Here is a 26,218-nt window from a genome sequence, read left to right as displayed (position 1 = left end):
TTTTATATAAATCTTGAATTTTAATTCAAAAAAGAAGGGAGGAAAACAGCCCTATTCGACTGCCTCCGCCCAGAAGGTTATTGTCCCTTTTTTGTTCCTGGAACCGGCATAATCAGCTGGATATGAGAAAGTTTTTCTCTATTTTGTCTTCTTTAATTTCCTTTTCTCTACTTCATTCTTTTTTCCATATTTTTTCATTTTTTTAGATCATTGCAAACATATCCACTACATCATCAAAGTCTATCCTTCCGTTTCCGTTGAAGTCGAAGTACTCCACTGGCATATTTTCCTCTATCCAGTCCATATTATGGAAGTAAGCCACTATATCTACGAAACTGAACTCCCCGTTCCCGGTAAGGTCTTCATAGAGTCCGTCGCCGTCAAGGTCTTTTGGGGCATATTCCTGATCAGGTAGGGGAAACAGAAGGGTCACTTCAATTTTTCCTGCAAAAAGAGCTGGCTCGATGACGTTTCCTGAATCGTCATCCAGACGGTCAACCTCTATAGATAGGTTCGCAGATCCTTTCTCCTTTCCAGAAACTGTGAGAGTTGCAAGTACAGCATCTGCTGCTCCTGCCTGCACGGTATCTTCCCCGTCAACAGTCTTCAGGTAGATAGAAGTCCCTGGCAGGGTAGAGTTCTCAGTAATCAGAGCCCAGGAGGGATACTCGATATCGACTATCTCGGCAACATCCGGGTCGTCGATAGCAACAGTCAGGTTGTAGCCTGAAAGACCTGCAGGGAAATTACTGGCAACGAGATTTATTTCAGTAGATTCGTTTTCTGAAACTGAGAAACTTTCAGGGTCGAAATAAAGAGTTACAGTTGATCCGGAAACTTCGGAAACTTCTATGTAATCCGATTTTAACTCGAAGTCCATGCCAGTGGCATTTTCCACAGTCAGGTTTACGGTGTAATTTCCGGCTGAAGTATAGGTATGCGAGGGGTTCTGCTCAGTTGAGTTTTCTCCATCTCCTAAGTCCCAGAGCCACGAAGTAGGGGAACCTGCGGACTGATCGGTGAAGTTGACTGTCAATGGTGCATTGCCTGATGTTATGTCTGCAGAGAAGTTGGCAACAGGTGAAGAGAGTGAGTCCTTGAAGGCATAGACTTTCTTATTGCTCCCTATACTGAAAAGCATACCGTCCGAAAGTGCGGGAGTACCGCCGCCATAAGGAGAATTCCAGACGACATCCCCCGTAAAGGCATCCAGAGCATAACCTCCCACATAAGCGAGCCCATCGGCGACAGCTACCGACCAGGTCCAGTCTCCGATTGAGGGGATTGACCAGACAGGTTCGCCCGTAGTCGCATTAAAACAGTAGGTTTCCTTGTCACTAAAACCAGTGCATCCTCCGCTAACATAAACATTTCCATAAGCAAGAGCCGGGGTAGAGTCCGTCCTCTGGACGGTCTGCTGCCAGATTATGCTCCCGTCCGTAGCGTTCAGGGCAAAGAGATCACCGTCTCCAGAGAAGTTGTAGGTTGTCAGGTAGAGGACCCCGTCTTTATAAGCAGGGGACCCGCAGAAGCTGCGTTCGACATTAATGTTCCAGAGCTGTTCCCCGGTTGTCGCGTCTACGCAGTAAGCATACCCCTGCGTGTAAGTCCAGCCTGTCAGGTAGAACTTCCCGTCTGCATAGGCAGGTACGGACTGAGCGTCTCCTACCACTACAAAACTCCAGAGCAGGTATCCTGTGTACTCGTCAAGACAGTAATAATGGTGCCCGTCCCAGTCACTGAAGATCACCATCCCGTCCGCGATAGCAGGCCCGCCATTAACCGCGCCCAGAGTTCCCACAGTATCATTGAAGCACCATATTTTTTCTCCTGTTTCGGCGTCGTAACAGCCAAGTTCAGGGCCGGTTGCCGTAAAGACCATACCGTCATCATAAGCAGGGGAAGCCCACGAACCGTATACGGTTTCCGGGATACTGACATTCCAGGTTATGTCTCCGGTAGACTCGTTCAGGGCTACTAACTGAACGATGCCTGTCGTTTCTTCTTCCATTCCAGCTCCGCCGCAGATCACAAAGATCTTCCCTTCAGCCACAATAGGAGAAGAACTGCCGATAACATCAGTAATACCCTCACTTACCCACTCGGTCCGGTTGGTCTTGGGCCCGTTTTCGGAGTAACCGAGATGGTCAACCTTTCCGTGGAACTGGTACCAGGAGTCATCAGGAGGTGCGGGTTTTTCCGGAGCAACCGTGATCATGTCCGGAATTTCCAGGACATCACTGCCGTTTCCGTTGCTTGCGGTCAATTTGACGGTGTAGTCGCCTTCCGTGTAGTAGGTGTAAAGCGGATTCTGCTCGGTTGAGTCCACGTTTCCGTCGTTGTCAAAGTCCCAGGCCCAGACAGTGGTGTTTTCTGAATTGTCGGCGAATTTGACCGTGAAAGGTACTGCCCCGTCTCTGGAGCTGGCCGAAAAGCCTGCAGTCGGGAACGCGGGTTCGGCTTCTTCGCTTACGATGTAATACGTCTTTACTTTGCTGTCGTTTCCGCCTGTTCCGGTAACGGTCAGGGTTACGGTGTAGTTGCCGATTTCACTGTAAGTAAAGGTGGGGTTCTGCTCTGTGGAATCCACAGTCCCGTCGGAATCAAAGTCCCAGCTCCAGCTGTCTATCCCTTCGCCTGTGGAAAGGTCAGTGAACCGGACTTCCAGGGGTACAGGTCCGGAAAGGGGGTCTGCGCTGAAGTCAGCGATGGGAGGCTCTGCCGGTTCTCTTACGGTGATATAGTCAACCTTTGTTTTGCTGTCCGAACCCAGTTGGCCAGTGACCGACAGGCTGACGGTGTAAGCCCCTGTGCTGTTGTAAGTGTGGCTCGGGTTCTGCTCGGTTGAGTCCACGTTTCCGTCCCCGTCAAAGTCCCAGGCCCAGCTTGAAATCCCACTGCCTGTGGACTGGTCCGTGAACCGGACTGCGAGAGGTACATTTCCGGAAAGCGGGGCTGCATTGAAGTTAACGACAGGGGGTTCCAGGATCTCGTAGTTCTCTTTTGGAGATATTAGTGGGGAATAGTCAGTGCCGAGGCTGTCGGGTACTTCGTAAGGCGTATCCCCTATCCCATCGCCGTCAGCGTCGGTGCCTGTGTAAGCAGCACCCCAGTAGTTGCCCGGGTAACCGTTGTAGGTCGCACCGTTGTAGGTGTACTCTACTGGCTCGGTGGAGTTCCAGTAAGTTGCGGATGGCAATGGCCCGGCCCATTCGTTTGACACAATACTTTCGTTGAAATTATTGAGCTGCCATACGATATTCTCCCCGGGGTCATATATGAGAATATTACCACTTGAAACCATGTTATTTCCAGAGACTAATGAGTTATCTGCGTAAACCAGATAAAAGGCATATGGATTATTCATGAAAAGGTTGTTTGAAACCGTTACGTTTTGAGCTTGAACACAAAGGGGGCCATAAGCATACTGATTATTTTTTATAACATTATTCTCGATGATCGAATTGGTGGCTAGAATACTGATTGCAAAATTTTCGGTCCCGGAGTTGTCAAATGTACAGTTGCTTATAATAAGGCTACTACAATCTTCGGAGTTAGAGGATATAACTGCACAATCGCGAATATCGCGTAAAATTAAGTTTCTTAATGTACAGTCAGGAGAACGCACACTGATACCAAACACACCACTAGTAGATGTTATATCGCCTAGTAAGGTCATATTCTCAACTATGCATCCGGGTGCTGGTCCATCATTGCTACCTATAGTAATGAAATCATTGTCTCTAAGGAGGACTACTCCTTCTTTGCTCTCTCCTGTGAATGTGATATTTGACTTGTAAAGATAAAGGGTGCTTGTAAGCGTATAGTTTCCATTATGCACAAAAATTGTGTCACCTTCACCTGCATTTGCCGCTGCATTCTGCAATTCAGAAACCGTGCTTACATCCCAGGTCGTCGCCGATGCCGGTGCAACCGCCAGCATCATTGTGCTCAACAGTGCAACCATACAAACATAATGCATTTTTTTCATACCTTACTTCCTCACTTTTATTTCTTCTAGCATCATATAATTTGGTACGAGTCCCAGCATATTGGTTGCTGGTATGGCCAAAATTTCAAGTATATGTAAACGTTATCAACTGATTTCAGTTAGAGATTATTAATTCAAAAACAGAATCAAGAAAAATGTTTAAATTATTATGTCGATATGTCGAATATAGGATATATTTCCAGAAGGGATCTTTTGGGCAATTTCGCTTATTCAACTTCACCACACAAAAGTTACCATTTATGCATGTCACAATAGGATTACTTCAAATGGAAAAGGTAGCGTTTCTGCAATTCACACCATAGCTTCTTGTCACACCTGCGGAAAGTCGGGGAAAAAGAAAAAAGATTATGTTATGGTGTTGCCACCAGTTTAACATAATCTGTCTTAATATGTGATACTTTTGCTGGCGGTGGAGTGCTTGATTGTTCATCCTTCTGTACAACCAGCACGGTCACATTTCCTGAACCATCAATGTAGTTGCCGATGTTCGATGTAACTCCACCGATCAACGAAAATTCGTTCACACCATTTGCGTCGTCATCTAGAGATTCGTATGCCGTGCCGTTCCATATGTACAGCGTGGCACCGTTTGTACCACCAACACTATAATACGCTTTACCGTTCCAAGCCACATTGATAGAACCATTGTTGGATATGATCCACGGTTCCTCATTGTCATCAATCTTAAACACGAACCGATGCGCAGCATAATAACTATCAGTAGTTGTTTGGCTAGATGCGTAAGTAGTATCGTCATCCGTCCTGATGGCATTGTATTCGGCAGACGAAAACTCTATCGCCGGGTCCGTAGCAGTATTGGGTGGGTTGGTATCTACCTGGTACTTGTAAGCCCACATATCCGTACTTCCGTTAAAGTCGTAGCGGGTATAGTTGGCAAGACCGTGGAGATATCCATCGTCATTTCCGTAGAAAACCCACCCGCCTGAAATGGCTGCTCCAGCCAGACTGAAAAGATTGCTTCCCGATGAAGTTTCGTTCCAGACTTCAGTTCCGTCGCTATCCACGCAGTAGATACCGCCGGTCGGAGAGTTTGTGGTGATATAGATATACTCGTTTCCCGGACCATAGAAAGTTGATACCGCCGGAGAGCTCTGAACAGGGCCTACGGAAACGTTCCAGATCTCAGTTCCATCGTCCTCATTAAGGCACCAGAGATTACCATCATAATAAGGGATAGAGAAATTGGTGGTATAGTTACCTACATAGATCCTGCCGTTGTAATATGCGGGAGTGGAGGTAGTATTGTTTACGAAGGGTGTGCTCCAGTTATCAGCTGTGATGAACGAACCGTTGTTCTCATTAAAGCCAAGAGCATAGCAATACCCTCCTTGGGAGGTGAAATAGACCCTTCCGGTCTCATTGCCGAAAATCGCGGTCCCATCATCGCTGTAAGTCACAGACGAGCGGATTTTTCCCACATCAAAGCCATAAACTGTTGAAGCGTCGATTACATTGACAGTTGCGCCCGTCTTATAGTTTATCGAAACAAGATTGCTGGCATCATCTCCAAAAACCGCATAATCTCCGATGACTGCCGCACCTGCCCAGTAATACCCTGCTGGGGATGAATAATTCCAGCACATCTCCATATTGGCGGGGTCAGTGACATTGTAACAGTAGTACTCTCCTTCATGCATTGTCCAGTCACTCATGTTCCCCGAACCGAATAAAACGTATTTACTCCCATTGCTGGCTTCTACATAGGTAACTGGGGTAAGAAACTGAATGCCTGTAGAGTTATTTACGTGCACCCTTCCGGATATACTTCCGGTAGTTGCATCGATAGCACAGAGGTCATAATCTAAAGGTCTGCTGTATCCGGTATCCACCACAAAAATATGCCCATTACCTGCTGCCGGTGTAGCAAGCTGAAAATCAAGATCATCGGGGTTGCTGACAAAGCTAACCGGCCAGTTACCTCCGGCTGCCGTTCCATCCAGAGAGTATTTGGTAAGGCTGCCTCCCGCTATAACGGCATATACGGAGCCGTTATACACAACTGGACTCTCGTCAATCCCGCTCATTCCTTCGGAAGGAACAGGGTGATCATATTGCCAGGATATAGTCGAGTTAGGGTCGGCTATCGAAGCGCTGTCGCCTGTAACTCCACTATGTACTTTGTCTTTCTGGAACTGTGGCCAGTCCGAACCCAGCACCGGCTGAGAAGCCACTACCAGGAGCAAGGTCAAACAAACCATTAATACTTTCATACATTTCATATTTCCATTTCTCCTATTTTTCATAGGGTTTCAAAGTTCAAAGGGGCTCAGCCTGCCTGCGCGGAAATGTCCTGTCTCCCGATGCTTCAAGAGATAGTTTGGTCGGACGGGGGATTTTTTTTGGTTTAAGGATTTTTCGGACCTTTGGGGGAAGCAAAGCGCGATTGGATTTTGTTTTTCTGCTTTTTATTCTCACGGATTTTTGAGCTTTCAGGATCAGCCGGCTTTCAGGATCAGCCGGCTTTCAGGATCAGCCGGCTTTCAGGATCAGCCGGTTTTGAAGTATTTGGCTTCAATATTCCGGTGATCAAACAGAAGATAACAGCATTCAAAATCCGGAAAAAGTACTGATTTGAAAACACAGCCCCAATTAAAAATCTAGCATACTCTTCAGGTAAAATTTTTATGTTACTTATCAAAATTTTTGCTGAAGGACATGCCTGACTTTTCGGAATCCAGGAAAAAATTCAGGCTAGAGCTGTGTAAAGAAAAATAAGTGCGTTCAATTTCTTATCTTTTTGAAAACCTCCTGTATTTTCATAGGGTTGCCGGTTGGTCTGAGCGGAAGAGTCTGTCTGCATTCCGAATTCCATACTGCAGTCAGATCAGGTTTCGGACCTTTTTGAAGTGTCAGAACAACTGGAGTTTTAAAAGTTTATCTGGAACATATGCTGCGGAAATTTTGATCTTTCCTGAAATAATTGATTGAACTAATTGTATCTGATTGAACTAATTGATTATTTTAACTTCTACAGATAAAAATCTTTGGCTAATTATTCTTAGCCTCTTGACTAACAATTCCCTTGTTATTTCTTTTAATGTAAATCGTGGAATTTTTTGTCCTGAAGTTTAATTCAAAAAAAGAAAGGAGGAAAACAGCGCTATTCGGCTTTCTCCTCCCAGGAGGCCATTGTCTATTTTTTTTATTCCCACAACCAGCATAATCAGCTGGATATGAGAATCTTTTCTCTATTTTGCCTTCTTTAATTCCTATTTCTCTATTTCCTTCCTTTTTTCTTCGTTTTTTCATTCCTTTCCTCAGATCATTGCAAACATATCCACTACATCATCAAAGTCTATTCTTCCGTTTGCGTTGAAGTCGAAGTACTCAACCGGCATGTTTTCCTCTATCCAGTCCATGTTGTGGAAGTACGCCACTATGTCTACGAAACTGAACTCCCCGTTTCCGGTGAGGTCTTCATAGAGTCCGTCTCCATCGAGGTCCTTGGGGGCATATTCCTGATCAGGCAGGGGAGAGAGAAGGGTCACCTCAATTTTTCCGGTTAAAAACTCTGGTTCTATAGTTTCTCCTGAATCGTCATCCAGACGGTCAACTCCTATGGATAGGTTCACTGACCCTGATTCCTTTCCAGAAACAGTGAGAGTTGCAAGCACAACATCTGCTGCTCCTGCCTGCACGGTATCTTCCCCGTCAACAGCCTTCAGGTAGATAGAAGTCCCTGGCAGGGTAGAGTTCTCAGTAATCAGAGCCCAGGAAGGGTACTCAATATCAACGATCTCGACAACAGCCGGGTCGTCAATAGCAACGGTCAGGTTATAGCCTGAAAGACCTGCAGGGAAGTTACTTGCAACGAGATTTATTTCAGTAGATTCGTTTTCTGAAACTGAGAAACTTTCAGGGTCGAAATAGAGAGTAACGGTTGACCCGGAAGCTTCGGAAACTTCTATGTAATCCGATTTTAACTCAAAGTCAGAACCAGCAGCATTTTCCACAGTCAGATTTACGGTGTAATTTCCGGCTGCATTATAAGTGTAGCTCGGGTTCTGTTCGCTTGAGTCCACGTTTCCGTCGTTGTCAAAGTCCCATGCCCAGGCAGTAGGCGAACCTGTGGACTGGTCGGTAAAGTTAACTGTTAGAGGAGCAGTCCCGCCAGTTACATCAGCAGTAAAAGCAGCAACGGGTTCTGTAGGCGTAGATGGTTCGGATACCATGATGTAATCAGTTTTTACCTCGGAATCGGTCCCGTTTGCATTTGCAACCGTAAGGTTGACAGTGTAAGTACCGGCTGAAGTATATGTATACGAGGGGTTCTGCTCAGTTGAGTCCACCGTGCCGTCGGAATCAAAGTCCCACGAATAGGACGAAACAGTGCCTGTTGACTGGTCGGTGAAGTTGACTGTCAACGGTGCATTGCCTGATGTTATGTCTGCAGAGAAGTTGGCAACAGGTGAAGAGAGCGAGTCCTTGAAGGCATAGACTTTCTGGTCCGCTCCTATGCTGAAAAGCATACCGTCCGAAAGTGCCGGGGTTGATCCTGCATGGGGGATGTGCCAGACCACTTCTCCCGTAAAGGCGTCCAGGGCATAGAGGTCATTGTAACTGAAGTATCCGCCGCCTTCGGTTCCGACGTAGGCAAGCCCGTCAGCTACCGCAACCGAACATGTCCAGCCTCCTATTCCTCCTTCCTCTCCTGTCAGGGAAGGGGTTTCCCAGACTTTTTCTCCCGTACTTGCGTTGAAACAGTAGGTCTGCACATTGGAAAAGCCTTCGCAGCCTCCGCAAACGTAGACATTTCCATAGGCAAAAGCAGGAGTTGAATCCGTACTTTCGATAGTCTGCTGCCAGATTACGCTGCCGTCAGTGGCGTCCAGGGCAAGAAAGTCACTCGTCCCGTAGAAGTTGTAGGTTGTCAGGTAGAGGACGCCGTCTCTGTAGGCAGGAGACCCGCAGAAGTTCTGTTCGAGATTGATATGCCAGATCGGATCCCCTGTTATTGCATCCACGCAGTAAGCATGTCCCTGATTTAAATCCCCATATTCCCAGCTTGCCAGGTAGAACTTTCCGTCCTCGTATGCCGGTACTGACTGCACATATCCTTCTGCTTCAAAACTCCAGAGCAGGTATCCTGTGTCCTCGTCAAGACAGTAATAATGGCTTCCGTCCCAGTCGCTGAAGACCACCATACCATCTGCGATAGCAGGTCCACTATTAACCGCCCCCTTGCTTCCAACCGTGTTGTTAAAGCTCCAGAGTTTCTCTCCTGTTTCCGCATTGTAACATCCGAGTTCCGGTCCCGTTGCTGTAAATACCATGCCGTTATCGTAAGCAGGGGAGGCCCACGAACCGTATACTGTTGCCGGGATGGTGGCGTTCCATACCAGTTCCCCTGTAAATTCGTCCAGGGCCGCTAACCGGGAAGTGCTGTCCGTACTGTCCTCCATTCCTGAGCCACCACATATCACAAAGACTTTCCCTTCAGCAATTACGCTAGAAGAACTGCTGATAGCGTCAATATCCTCACTTATCCACTCGGTCCGGTTTGTTTTTGGTCCGCTTTCGGAGTAGCCAAGGTGGTCAATCTTTCCATGGAACTGGTACCAGGAGTCTTCAGGGATAGAGCTGTTTTCCTGCTCTTCAACATAATTTGAGTACGGCATCACAAGCGGGTACTGATCCGTTCCTGCACCTGCAGCGTAAGCCGTATCCCCTATTCCGTCTACATCAGAGTCATTTCCTGTGTAGTCGTCGTAGTAATTACCCATGTATCCGGTCAGTTTTTCTCCTTCCCAGAGGTATTCTACGGGTTCGGGGCTCTGGAAGGAGGAACCTGAACCTCCTGAAATATGGCTGCTTGATCCTTCATATTCTCCATTGTTGTTGATGAAAGTGTTCTGGTAGATCTGGTTTCCTCCTGCAGCGTCAAGCACGGCTGCAAAGTCCCAGCAGTTAGAGATGTTATTCTGCCGGAGAGTGTTTTCAGTTCCCTGTAACCATACCCCCTCGGCACAGTCATCTATAAGGTTGTCCTCTATCAGTGCGTTCTTTGCATTGACGTTAATTGCAAAGCACATCTCTTCGGTCCCTGTAATTTCAAAGCCGCTGATCTCGACATCGTCAGTGCTTATGGTTATTCCTGAAGAGCCTGTGAAACCCGAAGCATTCAGGACAGGATCCCTGATGCCTTTGAGGGTCAGATTCTTGTCGATGGTCAGGACTTCGTGGTACTCCCCGGGATAGACCTTGATGATGTCTCCTGAATCGGCTGAATTAATAGCTGCCTGGATAGACCCTCCGCTTTTAACCGGCCAGATGGTTGGAACTTTGACTGCGTAAATGTAATCTTCTACAACTTTGGTGTCCTCTCCATGGTTGTTTTCAACGGTAAGGGTTACGGTGTAGCTGCCAGCGGCAGTATATGTGTGGACCGGGTTTACCTCAGTTGAAGTGTTTCCGTCCCCGAAGTCCCAGAGGAATTTGTTTGCATTAAAGGACATGTCTTTGAAGGAAACAGTCAGAGGGAAAGACCCTGTCTGTTTGTCCGAACTGAAGTCTGCCGTTGGGGGAAGGGCTTCTCCCTGCCCTATACAGTATAAATATCCATTATCTGTCCCGTAATAGACCTTTCCGTCGGAAAGAGCTGCACCCTGCAGGGTGTATGCGGAATCCTCAGGGGGGTTGTAGTGCCAGGCAAGGGTCCCGTCAGGGTTCAGGCAGTAAATCGAGCCGTCAACTATGGCTTCTGTGAAGTAGATGTACGGGTTGCCATCTTCGACAGAAAGAACAGGTGAAGACTTTATTCCTCCGCTGATCGGAGTCTCCCAGATTACAGTTCCATCTGAGTCGTTCAGGCAGAACATTGACCCGGTCTCGCCGTGTTCTCCATGGCCTACATAGACCCTACCATCATACACTACAGGAGTCGAGGTTGAAAACCCTATTGGAGCTGCCCATCCGCTGTCCAGGAACTGCCCTGTTTCAGGGTTGAATCCTACTTTGAAGCAGTATCCTGTTTCCTGTCCTCTTTCCGAAGAGGTGTACAGGGCCCCGTCAGCATAGGTTACGGAACTTCTGAACATCCCGGGGTCGGTAAGTGCAAAGGAGACATCCGAACTCTTGCTGAAGTCAACCTCATCTACAAAGGTTCCGGTGTCTTTTTCGAGACAGACCATCTTGCCTTCGAAGACAGGGTAGACCAGGTAATTTCCGACAACTACCGAGCCGCTCCAGATAAAGCCGGAACTGTTTTCATTTTCATGTTTCCAGATGAAACTACCGTTGTCGTCGTAGCAGTAGTAGTATTTGGTTCCGTTTCCTCCTTTAAGGCCGTCTCCGATGTAGAGCTTGTGGTCGTAATAGGTAAGGGGACACTCCAGGCTTCCGTCGGTTATGTGTGTGTTCCATAGCTCGTTTCCGGTTTCCGGATCAAGGGCGTAGAGGTCTCCTCCAAGGGTCGGGATAAAGAGTTTTCCGTCTCCCAGGGCAGGAGTTGCTGTCTGTGTTAAACTGCCTCCCATTTCTTTTGACCAGATCAGGTCTCCCGTATCTTTATCAAAGGCCCAGACCGAGGCATTTCCGGCAGTTACGAAAACAGTATTTCCTGAAATCACTGGCGGGACATTGATGCCTCCGCTTCCGCAGGGTTCCTGCTCCGAAGAAGTAAGGTTCTGCCAGAGGACTTCCGGGTCCAGGGTCGGGGCAGAACTGAAGCCGTACCCGGTGTTGGAGCTGTCTTTCTGGAACTGGAGCCATTCGGAATCAGGGATTTTGAGGCCTGCCTCCATGGTTCTGAGTACCACGGAGTTTTCAGAGTCATCTTTAAAACTCTCCACGCTTACTGTAATATTCGCAGTCCCGTAGCCCAGGGCTTCGAGGCCTACAGTTGCAAGGGTCACGTTCGAAGCCCCGGCTTCTACCTGCTGGTTAAGATCGGAAGCTTTGATCTCCACAGACGCTGCCGGGGTTTCAGTTGAACTGGTTGTGTCCGCCCATGCAGGGAAGGAAACTCCCGAAATCCGGGCGATCTCGGGATCGGTTACACTTATATTCAGTACGTAAGTAGAGAAACCTTCGGGCAGTTTGTCAGCAAGAAGTTCCATTTCGGCAGTATCTCCAGGGCCTGCCATCACGGTATCCGAAGGTTCAAAATAGAGTTCAGAGGGAGATTCGGTTATTGTATAATTTTCAAAAGGAGCCATGAGAGGATAGTCGTCCTGGCCGCAATCACCGAGGTCATAGGGAGTATCCCCGATCCCGTCTCCATTGGCATCAACGCCTGTGTATTTGTCCCAGTAATTTCCCATGTAACCTGTAAAGGTCTTGCCGTTGTAAGTATACGTAAGGGGTTCGGCAGAATTCCAGTAAACGGGATTGGACATTTTGTATACACTGACATCATTTGTATTATTCACAAAATTGTTTAGGTAAAGCCTGTTGTCAGTGCCTGCGTTATAGAAGTCTACTCCACTATATATATTTTGATTATCCCTTATCTGGTTGAATATTAAAGTATTGTTTGAACTACCCTTCTCAAATTCAACAAAATAAAACGCTGGCTTCCCGCTCAATTCACAGTTTTTAATGATGCAGTCAGTAGCATAACTCAGAACTATATCTGGTTGATATTTGTAAGGATGAGGAATAATTTTAATATTATCCAAGACAAGTCCAGAGCACTCAAATGTTAATTTTTGATCTCTATCAAAAATTGTTGTAGAAGACTCATCTCCTTTCAGGGTAATCCCGTTCTTTAAAATGGGTGTAAACGTTAAACCAAGACCTTCTTTTGTATACGTTCCCCCGTGGAAAAAGAGGATGTCTCCAGACTGGGCCTGATTCTGCAGGATATCTTGAGCCGTTCCAGGCTCATCATCCGGGTAGAGATCATATGTCGTTGCGGATGCTGGCATAATGAGCAGAAAGCTTGCAAAAACAAGAAGCAGAAGGTATTTTGTAGAATTCATAGTGTATACCTCAAAAAATAAAAGGAGGGAGTATTAAGTAAATACAACCCCTGGAAATTTATGCAGTATATACTTCATACAAATAGCCATTGTCATTTCCATAAAACACAGAACCATTTAAAATTGCAGGACCCTGCAATGTGTATGTCGCGTCTTCAGGTGTAAAGATCCACAGAGCTTCATCCATAGATGTTGTTGAGGGCGTATCTTTCAGACAGTACAAGCTACCGGCTGGACCGTTATTGGTGAAATAAACATAAACATCTCCACTTTGTCCCCCATTAGCACCATCATAATATGTGGAAATTGCGGGAGAACCCTGTATTCCACCTGTGGAGCCCGTGTAGTTCCAGTTTTCATTCAGGGTGTCGGCGTCCAGACAGTAGAGTTTGGCTCCTTGCGCCCAGCCTCCGGCTCCGACATATACTCTTCCGTTATAGACTACCGGGGTGGAGGTGTAGCCTATATTGTTGTAATCTTTATCATCGGGAACGAAGTTACCTGTGGTTGCGTTAAAGCCAACATAACAGGTATGGCTTCCTGATCTTGTTGCGAAGTAGATGCGGCCTTCTTCCTCGGAGTAGCAGATGGAAGACCTGATTTTACCACTGACACCGTATAAGCCAGAAACGTTTACATCATCTTGTTTCCAGACTTCTCCGTTTGTTACGTTGTTCCACTCCACGGAAACTATATGGCCGGCGTCATCACCGTAGATCGCATAGTTGCCTGCAACAGCTGCTCCTGCCCAGTAATAACCTGAAGAGGTCTCGCTGCTCCGCTTCCATATAAATTGACCTGTACTTGCATTGAAGCAATAGTAGTCACCTGCGTTAGTAGTGGAGATAGTATCCACGTTGGCGGTTCCGAAGAAGATCCTGTCATTGGAATATGTTATTGGGGTATTTGTCTGGTAGGTCCCGAGACTGGTGTTTGACCATTTTACGGAACCATTACAGGTGTAAAGGGCATGGATCTCAGTATGCGTGCTTGCATTCCCTCTTGAGAGTGCCACGTAAAGCGTCCCATCGTTGTAAGCTGGAGTTGAAAGTTCAAAGCCCCCGGTTCCTTGAATATCATCGTTCTTCCAGGCTAGTGTCCTGTTGTTCAGGTAATAAGCGGAGACATCCCCGCTTGCGGCGACTTCATAAACCTTTCCATCTCCTGTCACCGGAGCGGCATCAAGTGGCGCATTGATATCAACTGACCAGTTGGCGAGATATCGTGGGTCAATAGGTGCCGCATCGGCTGTAACCCCACTATTATTTTTATCATTCTGGAACTGTGCCCATTCCGAGCCCAGCGCCGGCTGAGCAGCCGCCACCAGGAGCAAGGTTAGACAAATCATGAATATTTTCAGTGTGTATTTATTCATATTTTCGTTTCTCCTATTTTTCATAAAGATTCGACCGGCCTGCGCGGAAATGCGTGATCCTCTGAAAATTTGAAAAGTTATTTTTATCGAAAGAGGATTTTTTAGTTGAGGATTTTTCGGCCTTTTGAAGAGAGCAGGACCCGGCGAATTTTGTTTTTCTTTTTTATTCATCTGGATTTTAGAGGTCAGCTGGTTTTGAAATCCATTTTCGGGTGCTTCCGGCGACCAGGTGGAAGATTACAGCATTTCAAAATCCAAAAAATGCCGAATCTGAAAAACACGGCTCTAATTAAAAATTCAAAATATAGTCTTCAAACAAAAGTCTGGCAGTGTACCAATTTTTCTAAATAATTACAAATTTTAAGATGTTTTTAAGCCAAAAATTCAAAACCCGTAGATTAGTTCTACATACCGTGTCCAAAAAATTGACTTTAAATTTCAGTAAATTCACGATACTGCCAAAGTCTAATAGGACTTACGCAATTGAATTAAAAAGCACGAGTGAGAAAGACTTAACTGTATAAACTCAAATAATATTGGCGAATTTGCTTGTGCCTGATTTTGCATTTCAAGTCGTAAGTCCTATCTAATATATTCATCTAGATTTTTGCTGAAAGACATGCCTGACTTTCCGGAATTCAGGACTAAATTCAGGCATAGAACCGTGTAAAGAAAAATAAGTGCTCAGTTTCTGATCTTTTTGAAGACCTCCTGTGTTTTTATAGGGGTTTGTCGGTTGGTCTGAGCGAAAGAGTCTGTCTGCATTTCAAATTCTATATTGCAGTGAGGATAAGGTTTCGGACCTTTTTGAAGTGTCAGAACAACTGGGGTTTTAAAAGTTTATCCGGAACATATGCTGCGGAAATTTTGATATTTCCTGAAATAATTGATTGAACTAATTGTATCTGATTGAACTAATTGATTATTTTGCCTTTTACAGATAAAAATCTTTGGCTAATTATTATTGACCCTTTGGATAACAACTTCCTATTTGGATCTTTTTATATAAATCCTGAACTTTTATTCAAAAAAGAACGGAGGATAACAGCCTTATTCGGCTGCTTCCGCCCAGAAGGTTATTGTCCCTTTTTTGTTCCCGGAACCAGCATAATTAGCTGGATATGAGAAAGTTTTTCTATATTTTGCCTTCTTTCATTCCTTTTTCTCTACTTCATTATTTTTTTCTTTTTCTTATATCATTGCAAACATATCCACAACATCATCAAAGTCTATCCTTCCGTTACCATTGAAGTCGAAATACTCCACCGGCATATTTGCCTCTATCCAGTCCATGTTGTGGAAGTACGCCACTATATCCACGAAGCTGAACTCCCCGTTTCCGGTAAGGTCTTCATAGAGTCCGTCTCCGTCAAGGTCCTTAGGAGCATATTCCTGATCAGGCAGGGGAGACTGAAGGGTCACTTCAATTTTCCCTGTCAAAAGAGCTGGCTCGATGACATTTCCTGAATCGTCATCCAGACGGTCAACCTCTATGGATAGGTTCGCAGATCCTTTCTCCTTTCCGGAAACAGTTAGAGTTGCAAGCACAACATCTGCTGCTCCTACCTGCACGGTATCTCCCCCGTCAACAGCCTTCAGGTAGATAGAAGTCCCTGGTAGGGTAGAGTTCTCAGTAATCAGAGCCCATGAGGGATACTCGATGTTGATTATCTCGGCAACAGCCGGGTCGTCAATAGCAACGGTCAGGTTATAGCCTGAAAGACCTGCAGGGAAATTACTGGCAAGAACACTTATTTCAGTGGATTCGTTTTCTGAAACTGAGGAACTTTCCGGGTCGAAATAGAGAGTAACAGTTAACCCGGAAGTTTCGGAAACTTCTATGTAATCCGATTTTAACTCAAAGTCAGTTCCGGCAGCATTTTCCACAGTCAGATTTACGGTGTAATTTCCGGCTGCATTATAAGTATAGCTTGGGTTCTGCTCAGTTGAGTCCACGTTTCCGTCGTTGTCGAAGTCCCATGCCCAGGCAGTAGGCGAACCTGTGGACTGGTCGGTAAAGTTAACTGTTAGAGGAGCAGTCCCGCTAGTTACATCAGCAGTAAAAGCAGCAACCGGTTCTGCAGGCGTGGATGATTCGGATACTGTGATATAATCAATCTTTACCTCGGAATCGGTCCCGTTTGCATTTGCAACCGTGAGATTGACAGTGTAAGTACCGGCTGAAGTATATGTATACGAGGGGTTCTGCTCTGTTGAGTCCACTGTTCCGTCGTTATTAAAGTCCCATTCCCATGTATCCGGCGATCCGGTGGACAGGTCGGTGAAATTCACAATCATAGGCCCGATTCCTGATGTCACTTCGGCCTCGAAGTCCGCCACCGGTGCCGCTGTCAGCGGGTAACAGGTGACGCCGTTCCACGTCGGTGTGGTGAAGCCGGTGGCACCTTCGTAGTAGTACGCCACCAGATCGGTGCATTCATTTGCCCAGTTGAGGCCGACCGTCGGCGCATTGCCCATGAACTTCATCGAGGTCAGGGCAGTGCAGTCGTAGAACGCACTGGCACCAATGTTGGTGACACTGTCCGGGATGGTCACAGAGGTTAGAGCAGTGCAGCCGTAGAACATACTGGCACTGATGTAGGTAGCGCCGTCCGGAATGGTCACAGAGGTCAGGGCGGTGCAGCCTTTGAAAGCATACGGCTGGATGACTGTCACGTTGCCCATATCGATCGAGGTAAGGGCGCTGCAGTCCTGGAATGCGTACATTCCGATCCTGCGGACGCCGTCGCTGAGGGTGACCGAGGTCAGATTAGTGCAGCCTTCGAAAGCGTTGTTGCCCATGGAGTCTACGCTGCCCGGTATGGTCACAGAAGTAAGGGCGGTGCATCTGCGGAACGCGGACGCACCGATGTTGGTGACGTTGCCCATATAGACCGATGCCAGGTTGGGGCAGTCGTCGAATGCGGATGTGCCTATGGTGATCACACTGTTCGGTATCGTGATCGAGGTCAGGCCATTACATGCATAGAACGCACTGCTGCCTATGCTGGTGACACCGTCGCCGATGGTTACCGAGGTCAGATTGGTACATTGGCTGAACGCGTGATTTCCTATGGTGGTTGCGCCGTTGCCCGGTATGTTCACCGAGGTAAGGCCGCTACAGTCTCTGAATGCATTGCTGCCCCAGCTGGTCACACTGTTTGGTATCGTGACCGATGTCAGACCGCTGTGCTCGAAGGCGTTGAGTCCGATGCTCGTCACGCTATTTGGTATCATGACCGAGGTCAGATTAGTGCAGCCGTTGAACGCGTATGCGCCTATGCTGGTTACGCTGTCCGGAATGACGAACGAACCGCTCTTTCCTTCCGGGCAGAACACGAGAGTTGTTCCGGCCTTATCGTACACGACACCGTCTATGCTGGAGTACGCGGTGTTAGCAGCATCGACAGAGACCTCAGTCAGGGCGGTGCAACCGTGGAATGCGATTTTTGCATTGGCGCCGATGCTTGTCACGCCGCTACCGATCATGACCGATACCAGGTTGGTGCAGCCGTTGAATGCGCTCTTCCCGATGGTGGTCACGTTATTCGGTATCATGGCGGAGGTCAGATTAGTGCAGCCGTTGAATGCGTTCTCCCCGATGGTGAGGAGCCCGGTTCCGAATGTCGCTGATGTCAGGGCGCTGCAGTCTTGGAAAGCACAGATACCAATTTCGGTGACTCTGTCCGGTATGGTTATCGAGGTCAGAGCAGTGCAGCCGTTGAACGCCTGATCGCCGATGGTGGTGACACTGTTTCCGATGGTCACAGAGGTCAGACCGGCGCAGCCGTAGAACGCATAGCTACTGATGCTGGTTACGCTGTCCGGGATGACCAGTGAACCGGCCTTAGCAGAAGGGAACAGCACCACAGCGGTGACATCTTTATTGTACACAATTCCATCAATGCTGGTATACACAGTATTGTTGGCATCGACGTTTATAGCATTCAAAGCAGTGCAACTCTGGAACACATTGCTGCCTATGCTGGTGAGCCCACTGCCAAATGTCACCGATGTCAGGGCGCTGCAGTCTTGGAACACAAAGTTGCCTATGCTGATCACACTGTTTGGTAGGGTGATCGAAGTCAGATTGGTGCAGCCGGAGAACGCAAAGTCGTTGATGGTGGTGACACTATCCGGTATGGTCACAGAAGACAGACCTGTGCAGCCGTTGAACGCATTGCTGCCGATGGTGGTGACATTATTTCCTATGGTCATCGAGGTCAGGTTGTTGCACCAGTGGAATGCATCGTTGCCGATTTCGGTAACATTGTCCGGTATGGTCACAGAGGCCAGGTTGGTGCACTGGTAGAACACACCCCTCCCTATGCCGGTGACCCCGCTGCCGATGGTGGCCGAGGTCAGAGCAGTGCAACCGCGGAAAGCATACCTGTCTATGCTGGTCACACTGTCCGGTATCGTGATCGAGGTCAGGGCGGTACAGCCTTCGAACGCGTATGCACCTATGCTGGTTACGCTGTCAGGAAGGACCACCGACGTCAGGTTGGTACAATCGCGGAACGCATACTTGCCTATGCTGGTTACGCTATCAGATATGTTCATTGAGGTCAGGTGATCACACCTGTAGAAGGTCTTGTCAGGGATGCTGCTGGTGCCGTTGCCAATCGTGACCGAGGTCAGACCGGTGCAGTCCTGGAACACGGAGCTGCCCATGCTGGTTACGCTGTCAGGAAGGACCACCGACGTCAGACCGGTGCTTTGGAACGCACTTGAACCGATTTCGGTGATGCTGTCACCGAAGGTGACCGAGGTCAGATTGGTGCAGCCCTGGAACGCGTTGTTGCCTATGCCGGTCACATTATCGGGTAGGGTGACCGATGTCATATTGGAATAACCCATGAACACGCTGTCATCGATGGCAGTGACAGGGAGACCTTCAATCTCACCGGGTATGATTACGTCGCCACCAGGCCCGGAATAGCCAGTTATGGTTATGGATGAACCACTGCTGGTATAGGTATAGTAATCCGCAGCGGGCGTATTCACGGTGATGTATGCCGTCTTGACCCACTCATCGCTTCCTTCACTATATGTGACATTCAGCCTGACAGCGTAGGTGCCCCGCGTTTCGTATATATGCGTCGGGTTCTGTTCCGTCGAGTCCACATCTCCGTCGTTATCGAAGTCCCAGGCCCATGAGTTGGTGCCAACGCTCAGGTCGGTGAACTGCACCGTCAGAGGGGCATTCCCGCTCGTAGGAGAGGCGGAGAATCCATCCAACGCTTTCGGCTGGGAGTTGATCACGCCCACGGCATCGAGGTCAAATCCACCGGTACCCCAGGTTAGCCATGCATCATATATTGGATTGCCCAGGGAGTCCTTGAAGTCCCCGGTGCCAGGGATATCTACGACCCGCACGTAGTTGATGTTGTCCAGGTCCACCGCACCGCTGAGCACTTCCGACGACTGGGCAAGGTCGCTCAGATCGAAGGGAGTGCCCCACAAAGCGGCATGCTTCCCCGCCAGATTATATATGTCAGTGGAATCAAAGGTTCCATAACCGCCCGTTGCTTCGCTGGTCAGGGAGATGGACGGGAAGCGTGCGAAGGTGACGCCGTTGGTTGACACTTCAACGTACCCTAGTTCGCCAAAAATCCCGTCGTTTGTCCCGAACCCGTTCTCGAAGACCGCGAAGTCGTGACCGTCGCCGTTTACAATCGTTACGTTGAAGCCAACAATTATAGAGCCGGGATCAATACCTGAATCTATCATCTCTTGAGTAAGATCTCCCAGGCATACAACTCCGTAAGTGCCCGCGGGGTAGCCGAGGGATGCATTCGGATTGGCGAATCCGCCGTCAATTTCCTGAGGGCTTGGGGAGTAATCGATCGCCTTGGAAGCCCATGTAGTGAACCGGGTGGAATTGGCCGGTATGCCAGGATCTGGCGCCCCGGGATTGGTGTTCTCCATTGCAGTAGAATAGATGTTGAGGCTGACCGCGTTGATGGTCACAGTGTCATCGCCTGTGGTATTCACCGTCCATGCAAATTCCTCCTCACTTGCAGATTCACCTGCAACATAGCTTGGTCCGTAGTCATAGGTACCGGATACTGTTCCGTCGGGCACTGTGACACTGTAGGTTATGGTGTCAGTGACTCCGGTGAGGTTGACTGTGCCGTAAAAATCCAGGAATGTATAATCTTCCTCGGAAGTGTTCCAGATGTAACGTCCACTGTCAACTTCAGTAAGATTCCAGTCTGCAGGAAGGGCTTCATGTATTACGATGGAATCATTGTCAGTATTGAAGGAAACTGTAAGTGTTACATTGTAGATATCTCCGTCAGATACTTCTGAGGGAGTAATCGTTCTTGTTATTGTTGCTTCACCGGTAGCAACAGCTGGCATGGCCAGCATGGCTATGGAAAGTAAAAGCATTACTGTTGTCAGAACAAAAAACCTTTTTTTTTGCATTTCTATTCCTCTTTTTTCATAGGGTTTCAGCCTGCCTGCGCGGAAATGTCCGGACACTTTACGATTTGATAATCGGTTTGCTCGGACAGAAAATTGTTTTTGGTTCAAGGATTTTCGGACCTTTGAAGAAAGCAGGAAGCGACTGAATTTTGTTATTCTGTTTTTAATTCTCACGGATTCTGAGGATTCTGAGATCAGCCGGTTTTGAACCACCTGGCTGTGGAAAGTTTTGGTGACCTAACAGGTGATGATATCATTTCAAAATCCGGAAAAATACCGAATATAAAAAACACAGCTCGAATTAAAATTCGCCCTTTAAGCAAAAATGTTTAAATACTTGTCAAGATCTTTGGTGAAGGGCATACCTGACTTTCAGTTCGTTTAAAACAAATTTCAGGCAAGAGCCGTGTATAAAAACAAGTGTTTTTAGTTTCTTTTTTTGAGATCCTCCTATGTTTTTATGGGGTTGGCGGTTGTTCTGGGCGAAAGAATTGGGCCGCATTTTGTGTATTGTGGGGCTGCCAAATCAGGTTTCGGACCTTTTTGAAGCGTCAGACCAACCGAATTATTAAGGAATTTTCGTATCTTAGCTGGTATCTTAGCTGGATATAATTCCAATATATAGAATAACTTTGTCTAAATATTCCAGGTTTTCCAGAAATATTTTATTTAACTATATTAGATACAATTAAACAGATTGATATTTGTTGCTTCTGGAAATAAAAAACTTTGGCTAATTATTCTTACTCTTGTGGGTAACATGCTCTTTCAGAACCCTGAAGAAATGAAGAAAATTTTTCAGATTCTATTCCGGATTTTTTTTACCGGGTATCCGTTTCCCTGTTATTGAGCATGCTCCGGTTTCTGCTGTTGTGGGATTAAATAAATTATAATAGTTTTCCGTGAGCTCATGAAGTTAAATGGGCACTAAGTTTTTGCAGGTTGGAATTCAATTCGTTGTTCTGTACGTCTGTTTCAGCTCGACTTTTCAGGAGTTTTTCATCGATCTTGGAGATGTTATGTCAGCAGGGGCAGCAACAGATCAAAAAATTGGAATTGTCACACACATAAAAAAATACTACGGAACCTTGTGTAAAAAGAATATAAGTTGGATAAATTCTGATGCATATAATAGTTGAACTGTTCTCGGTCAGGTTGCTCTTCACCCCTGTAAAAAAATCCTGAACTTTAATTCGAAAAAAGAAAGGAGGATAACAGCCTTATTCGGCTGCTTCCGCCCAGAAGGTTATTGTCCCTTTTTTGTTCCCTGAACCGGCATAATCAGCCGGAACCTTTAGAGCTACTGAAGTGTTTTCCTGACTGTTCTTTCCTACTACTTTCCAGTAATTATTCCATAGCTGAGAGTCCAGCAGCAATCCCTGGCTGAAAAGCTGATCTCCGGCAGAGGAATCGCAGACTATGGCTGTAACATTTACGTCGCAGTTCCCTATGTTTTTGAGGGTTATATACTGGAGCTCACTGGTTTTTCCAGGGTACAGTTCCCCGAAATCCAGAGATGAAGGGGAAACCTCAAGGGAAATCACCGGTACAATGGTGACATTCAGGGACACACTTGAAGAACCGTTCTGGCTCCCTGAAGAAACTTCCTCAACCTTGATATAGTCTGTTTTTACCTCGGACTCGCTTCCTTCTGTGTTTGTAACTGTGAGGTTCACGGTGTAATTACCTGCGGCAGTGTAAGTATGGACCGGATTTTGCTCGGTGGAATCCACGTTTCCGTCGTTGTCAAAGTCCCAGGACCAGCTTTCGGCACAATTGGACTGGTCGGTGAAATTAACAGTCAGGGGAGCTTCACCAGAAATCGGATTGGCTGTGAAATCAGCAACAGACTGGTTTGAAGAGTATGCATAAACCTTGCCGTCTTTACCGATTGAGTATACAACTCCATCGACGATTGCAGGTGTACTGCCACCCCCTTTGTCCTGCCAGATTAGCTCTCCGGTGGAGGCATCAAGGCAGACAATCCCGGAACCTCCGGTCCCTACGTAAACCTTGCCATCGGCAACCGCAGGCGAGAAGGTCCAAAACCCGATGTTGTCTTCGGGATCGGTCTCCCAGACCGGCTCTCCCGTTGTTGCATTGAAGCAGTATGTGATATAACGAGAATAGCCACTGCTTACATATATATTCCCATAAGCATAGGCCGGGGTCGAATCTGTACCTGTGATAGAGGTGTTGGACCACAATACTGAACCGTCAGTGATATTAAGTGCATAAAGCTGTGCACTTTCTCCATCCGGGTTGTAGGTCGTAAAGTAGACGGCATCATCGGTTATCATCGGAGATCCGCAGGGGTTGCTGCTTATATTGGCATGTTTCCAGATCTCATCACCGGTATCTGCATTGAGGCAGTAGACCAAATTTTCACCGTCACCACTGAAGCCCTGCCAATAGAGAACATAAACTTTGCCGTCTTTATACGCGGGACATGACTGCGCATAAGATGAAACAGGTGCACTGAAATTCCATAATTCTTCTCCGGTGGACTCCTCAAAGCAGAAATACTGGTTACCGTTCCAGTTAGATGAGAATACCTTCCCGTCTGCAACCATCGTGCCACCGTTTACCGAGTTGTAGGTGGTACCCTCGGGGTAGTTGTTCAGTCCGCACCACACTTTCCCGCCGTCATAAACAGGTGAAGACCAGGAACCATAAAAACCGCCACCATCCGCCTTCCCGTGGTCGGCAAGGAAGGCACCGGTCTGCTGGTTAAGACTGCGGATGACAGACACTCCGGTATCATTGTCATTGCAGTTTACAAAGATCCTGCCCTCGGATACTGAAACCGAAGAACTTCTGACAGCACCGATATCGTCACTTGCCCAGAGTCTGGTGGCTGTTGACGGGGCAGATCCTTCGGAAAAGCCGTTGTGCTGTTCATTTTTCTGGAACTGCGTCCAGGAATCGTTTGTAGCCCATTCGGGAACATTCCAGGGCTCGACTACTATAATACCGGATTTCTTAACAGTATTATTTTCTTGATGGCTTGAAACGGTGAGGGTTACGCTGTAAGTGCCCTCTTCGGCATACTGATGGGTCGGGTTCTGAAGGTTTGAGGTCGTATTGTCCCCAAAGTCCCAATACCAGGCGGTTGCAGAGTTGGTGTTATCTGATGTATCGGTAAATTCAACTGATACGGGACTTTGAGTGCCAGAAACACTATATGAGAAGTCCGCTATCGGAGTTATCTGATCCGTGACATTGACAAGTCCTGTTCTTGCGGATGTGTCGGACCCGCCAGAACCCGTAACAGTGAGGTTTACCGTATATAAGCCGTTCTTTTCGTAGATATGATAGGGGTTCGTCTCGTTCGAGGTGGTATTGTCCCCGAAATCCCAGAGCCACTCGTTTATACCATCGCCGGTGGATTCATCAGTGAACGACACGTTGAGAGGGGCTTTTCCGAAGGTGTTTTCAGCGGAAAAGTCTGCAACAACAGAACCGGAATTGCTTCTTTTGAGGGCGAATGTACAACCAGCCGCTCCTTTCCATTCATTGTTCCCAAAAAAGAGATACCCCTGTTTAATTACAGCTCCGCCAAGAACATATTGTTGCATACTCTCAGGAGGAGTCCAGTGCCAGACCTCTATGGCATCGGTGTTATTTGCATTGTCCCTCAGGCAGTACACCGTTCCGTTTTTAACATTTGTTGTAAAGTATATGTAAATGTCTCCTGTTGAATTCTCATAGTAGGTTGATACGGTAGGCGAAGACTGGATGATGCCGTTTGCAGTGTACTTCCATATTTCCGACAGGTCTGATGCATTCAGGCAGAAAAGACAGGGTTCACCACCAGATTTGAACATCTTGCCGACTCCGACATAGAGCCGTCCATTATATATGGCTGGAGTCGAAGTGCTTGGCCCTATACTATGTGAAGCCTTATCGGTTCTGACAAATTTCCCCGTGCTTTTATCAAACCCTATCACACAGCAATGTCCTGAAGTCGTCGTGAAGTAACAGCGACTGCTGTTTTCATCATATGACACCGACGACTGAATCTGGCTTCCGCTATTAGGTATCGAGAAGACAGCGGAGACGTTAATCTCATCCACAAGCTCACCCGTATTCTTGTTGAGGGACGTCAGGTTCATATCCTCCCCTCCGAATACAAGGCAATCGCCGATTACTGCAGCCCCTGCCCAGTAATAACCGCCTCCTTCATAACTCCAGCACTGGGTCCCGTTGTCATAGTAACAGTAATAAGCGGATGGGTCCCCATAACATGTTCCAAAATAGATCCGGTGGTCTTCGTATACCACGGGGGTGTTTAACTGTGAATAAGAACCTCCAAGTCCTGTTATATTCCATAAAAGCTCTCCGTTTCTAATGTCATATGCAGAAAATTTTCCCTTAGAACTTTCAGGGTAGAATATCGTTCCGTTACCGTAGCATGCAGGTCCAAGATTCTCTCCGGATGTAACGGTGTTCCATATATATTCTCCCGTCGTGAAGTTATGGACACTTATATTGCGGCTACATACGGATACTAAAAAATCATCCAAAACAAGGGGGTCCGTATTCATGTACCCCGTATGCGCAGACCATACCAGTTCAGGTTCATCAATGGGACCGGCCTGCGATGTAACCCCTGTGTGATAGAGGTTGTTCTTGAACATCGCCGTATCCGATGAATCAGGCACAGGTGCGATTACAACAGGTGTTTCACCACCTTCTCCACCGGAAGACCCGTCGGACATCACAGTGATATAACCGGTTTTAATCTCCGAATCGCTGCTGTTGAAGCTGGTCACCGTCAGGTTTACTGAATATTCCCCGGCGGTTGTATAGGTGTGGACAGGGTTCTGCTCCCTGGAGTCTACAATTCCGTTGCCATCTAAGTCCCAGGCCCAGCTTTCAGCCCCTGTGGACTCGTCGGTGAAATTTACAGTCAGTGGGGCGGTACCGGAAGTAACATCTGCACTGAAATTAGCAACCGGGGTGACTCCTCCTGATGAGCCTTCGCCTAATAGCCAGTCGGAAGTCGTTGCAGATGCCGGGATAATTGCCAGCATCAGAAGAAGTATTATGCAAAGAACGGGTATTTTACTTTTCATTTTTTTCATAATTTTTTCTCCTACGCTTTACATAGGGTTCGGGCCGTCCCGCTGGGTAATTTTCGATAACCTGGGAGGTTGAAAGAATTGTTTTGGATCGGAGAACGGGTTTGTTTTTGTTGCAGGGATTTTCAGACCTTTGAAGAGAGCAGAACGGGGCTAAAATTTGGTTTTTCTGTTTTTTTATTTTCACGGATTTCGGGATCGGTTGGTTTTGATGGATGTGAATTTAAAATTCCGGGGATCAAACAGACGATGACAGCATTTAAAAATCAGGAAAAATGCTGAAGGAAAAACACGGTTCGAATTGAAAATTGAAAATGAGCCCTCAAGTAAAGATGCTTCGATGTAAGTAAAGATGCTATACTCATCTATTTTC

Annotated in this window: 7 protein-coding genes; all 7 read right to left on the bottom strand. The window is 47.2% G+C overall.

What is annotated here, in order from left to right; genetic code table 11:
- Positions 1 to 202 precede the first annotated feature (202 nt).
- Positions 203 to 3,991: a PKD domain-containing protein gene (locus tag MSSIT_RS18925; protein ID WP_048174000.1), complete on the bottom strand. Its 3,789-nt coding sequence runs from the start codon at positions 3,989 to 3,991 to the stop codon at positions 203 to 205.
- A 371-nt stretch (positions 3,992 to 4,362) separates the two neighbouring features.
- Complete coding sequence (locus MSSIT_RS18920; RefSeq protein WP_048173999.1) at positions 4,363 to 6,252, bottom strand: outer membrane protein assembly factor BamB family protein; 1,890 nt, start codon at positions 6,250 to 6,252, stop codon at positions 4,363 to 4,365.
- 769 nt (positions 6,253 to 7,021) lie between these two features.
- Positions 7,022 to 7,282: a hypothetical protein gene (locus MSSIT_RS18910; protein ID WP_048173997.1), complete on the bottom strand. Its 261-nt coding sequence runs from the start codon at positions 7,280 to 7,282 to the stop codon at positions 7,022 to 7,024.
- Positions 7,283 to 7,290: 8 nt separating this feature from the next.
- Complete coding sequence (locus MSSIT_RS18905; RefSeq protein WP_048173996.1) at positions 7,291 to 12,954, bottom strand: outer membrane protein assembly factor BamB family protein; 5,664 nt, start codon at positions 12,952 to 12,954, stop codon at positions 7,291 to 7,293.
- 58 nt (positions 12,955 to 13,012) lie between these two features.
- On the bottom strand, positions 13,013 to 14,329 hold the full coding sequence (locus tag MSSIT_RS18900) for an outer membrane protein assembly factor BamB family protein (RefSeq protein WP_197080301.1): 1,317 nt from the start codon (positions 14,327 to 14,329) through the stop codon (positions 13,013 to 13,015).
- A 1,191-nt stretch (positions 14,330 to 15,520) separates the two neighbouring features.
- Positions 15,521 to 20,761, bottom strand: coding sequence for a leucine-rich repeat protein (locus MSSIT_RS18895; RefSeq protein ID WP_231590041.1), 5,241 nt, complete (start codon positions 20,759 to 20,761; stop codon positions 15,521 to 15,523).
- A 1,220-nt stretch (positions 20,762 to 21,981) separates the two neighbouring features.
- The gene (locus MSSIT_RS18885) at positions 21,982 to 25,848 is read right to left on the bottom strand and encodes a PKD domain-containing protein (protein WP_231590037.1); all 3,867 of its coding nucleotides are present in this window, start codon (positions 25,846 to 25,848) and stop codon (positions 21,982 to 21,984) included.
- Between the last annotated feature and the right edge of the window lie 370 nt (positions 25,849 to 26,218).

The organism is Methanosarcina siciliae T4/M, from assembly GCF_000970085.1.
GTDB classification, from domain to species: domain Archaea; phylum Halobacteriota; class Methanosarcinia; order Methanosarcinales; family Methanosarcinaceae; genus Methanosarcina; species Methanosarcina siciliae.
Note: the sequence above shows the minus strand (reverse complement) of the source record. Positions and strands in the feature narration are given on the sequence as shown.

What these genes read in the sequence shown, in the direction of transcription:
- MSSIT_RS18920 (WP_048173999.1), bottom strand. Translation starts at nt 6,252, where the DNA reads ATGAAATGTATGAAAGTATTAATGGTTTGTTTGACCTTGCTCCTGGTA.
- MSSIT_RS18910 (WP_048173997.1), bottom strand. Translation starts at nt 7,282, where the DNA reads ATGAAAAAACGAAGAAAAAAGGAAGGAAATAGAGAAATAGGAATTAAA.
- MSSIT_RS18885 (WP_231590037.1), bottom strand. Translation starts at nt 25,848, where the DNA reads ATGAAAAAAATGAAAAGTAAAATACCCGTTCTTTGCATAATACTTCTT.
- MSSIT_RS18900 (WP_197080301.1), bottom strand. Translation starts at nt 14,329, where the DNA reads ATGAATAAATACACACTGAAAATATTCATGATTTGTCTAACCTTGCTC.
- MSSIT_RS18925 (WP_048174000.1), bottom strand. Translation starts at nt 3,991, where the DNA reads ATGAAAAAAATGCATTATGTTTGTATGGTTGCACTGTTGAGCACAATG.
- MSSIT_RS18895 (WP_231590041.1), bottom strand. Translation starts at nt 20,761, where the DNA reads ATGCAAAAAAAAAGGTTTTTTGTTCTGACAACAGTAATGCTTTTACTT.
- MSSIT_RS18905 (WP_048173996.1), bottom strand. Translation starts at nt 12,954, where the DNA reads ATGAATTCTACAAAATACCTTCTGCTTCTTGTTTTTGCAAGCTTTCTG.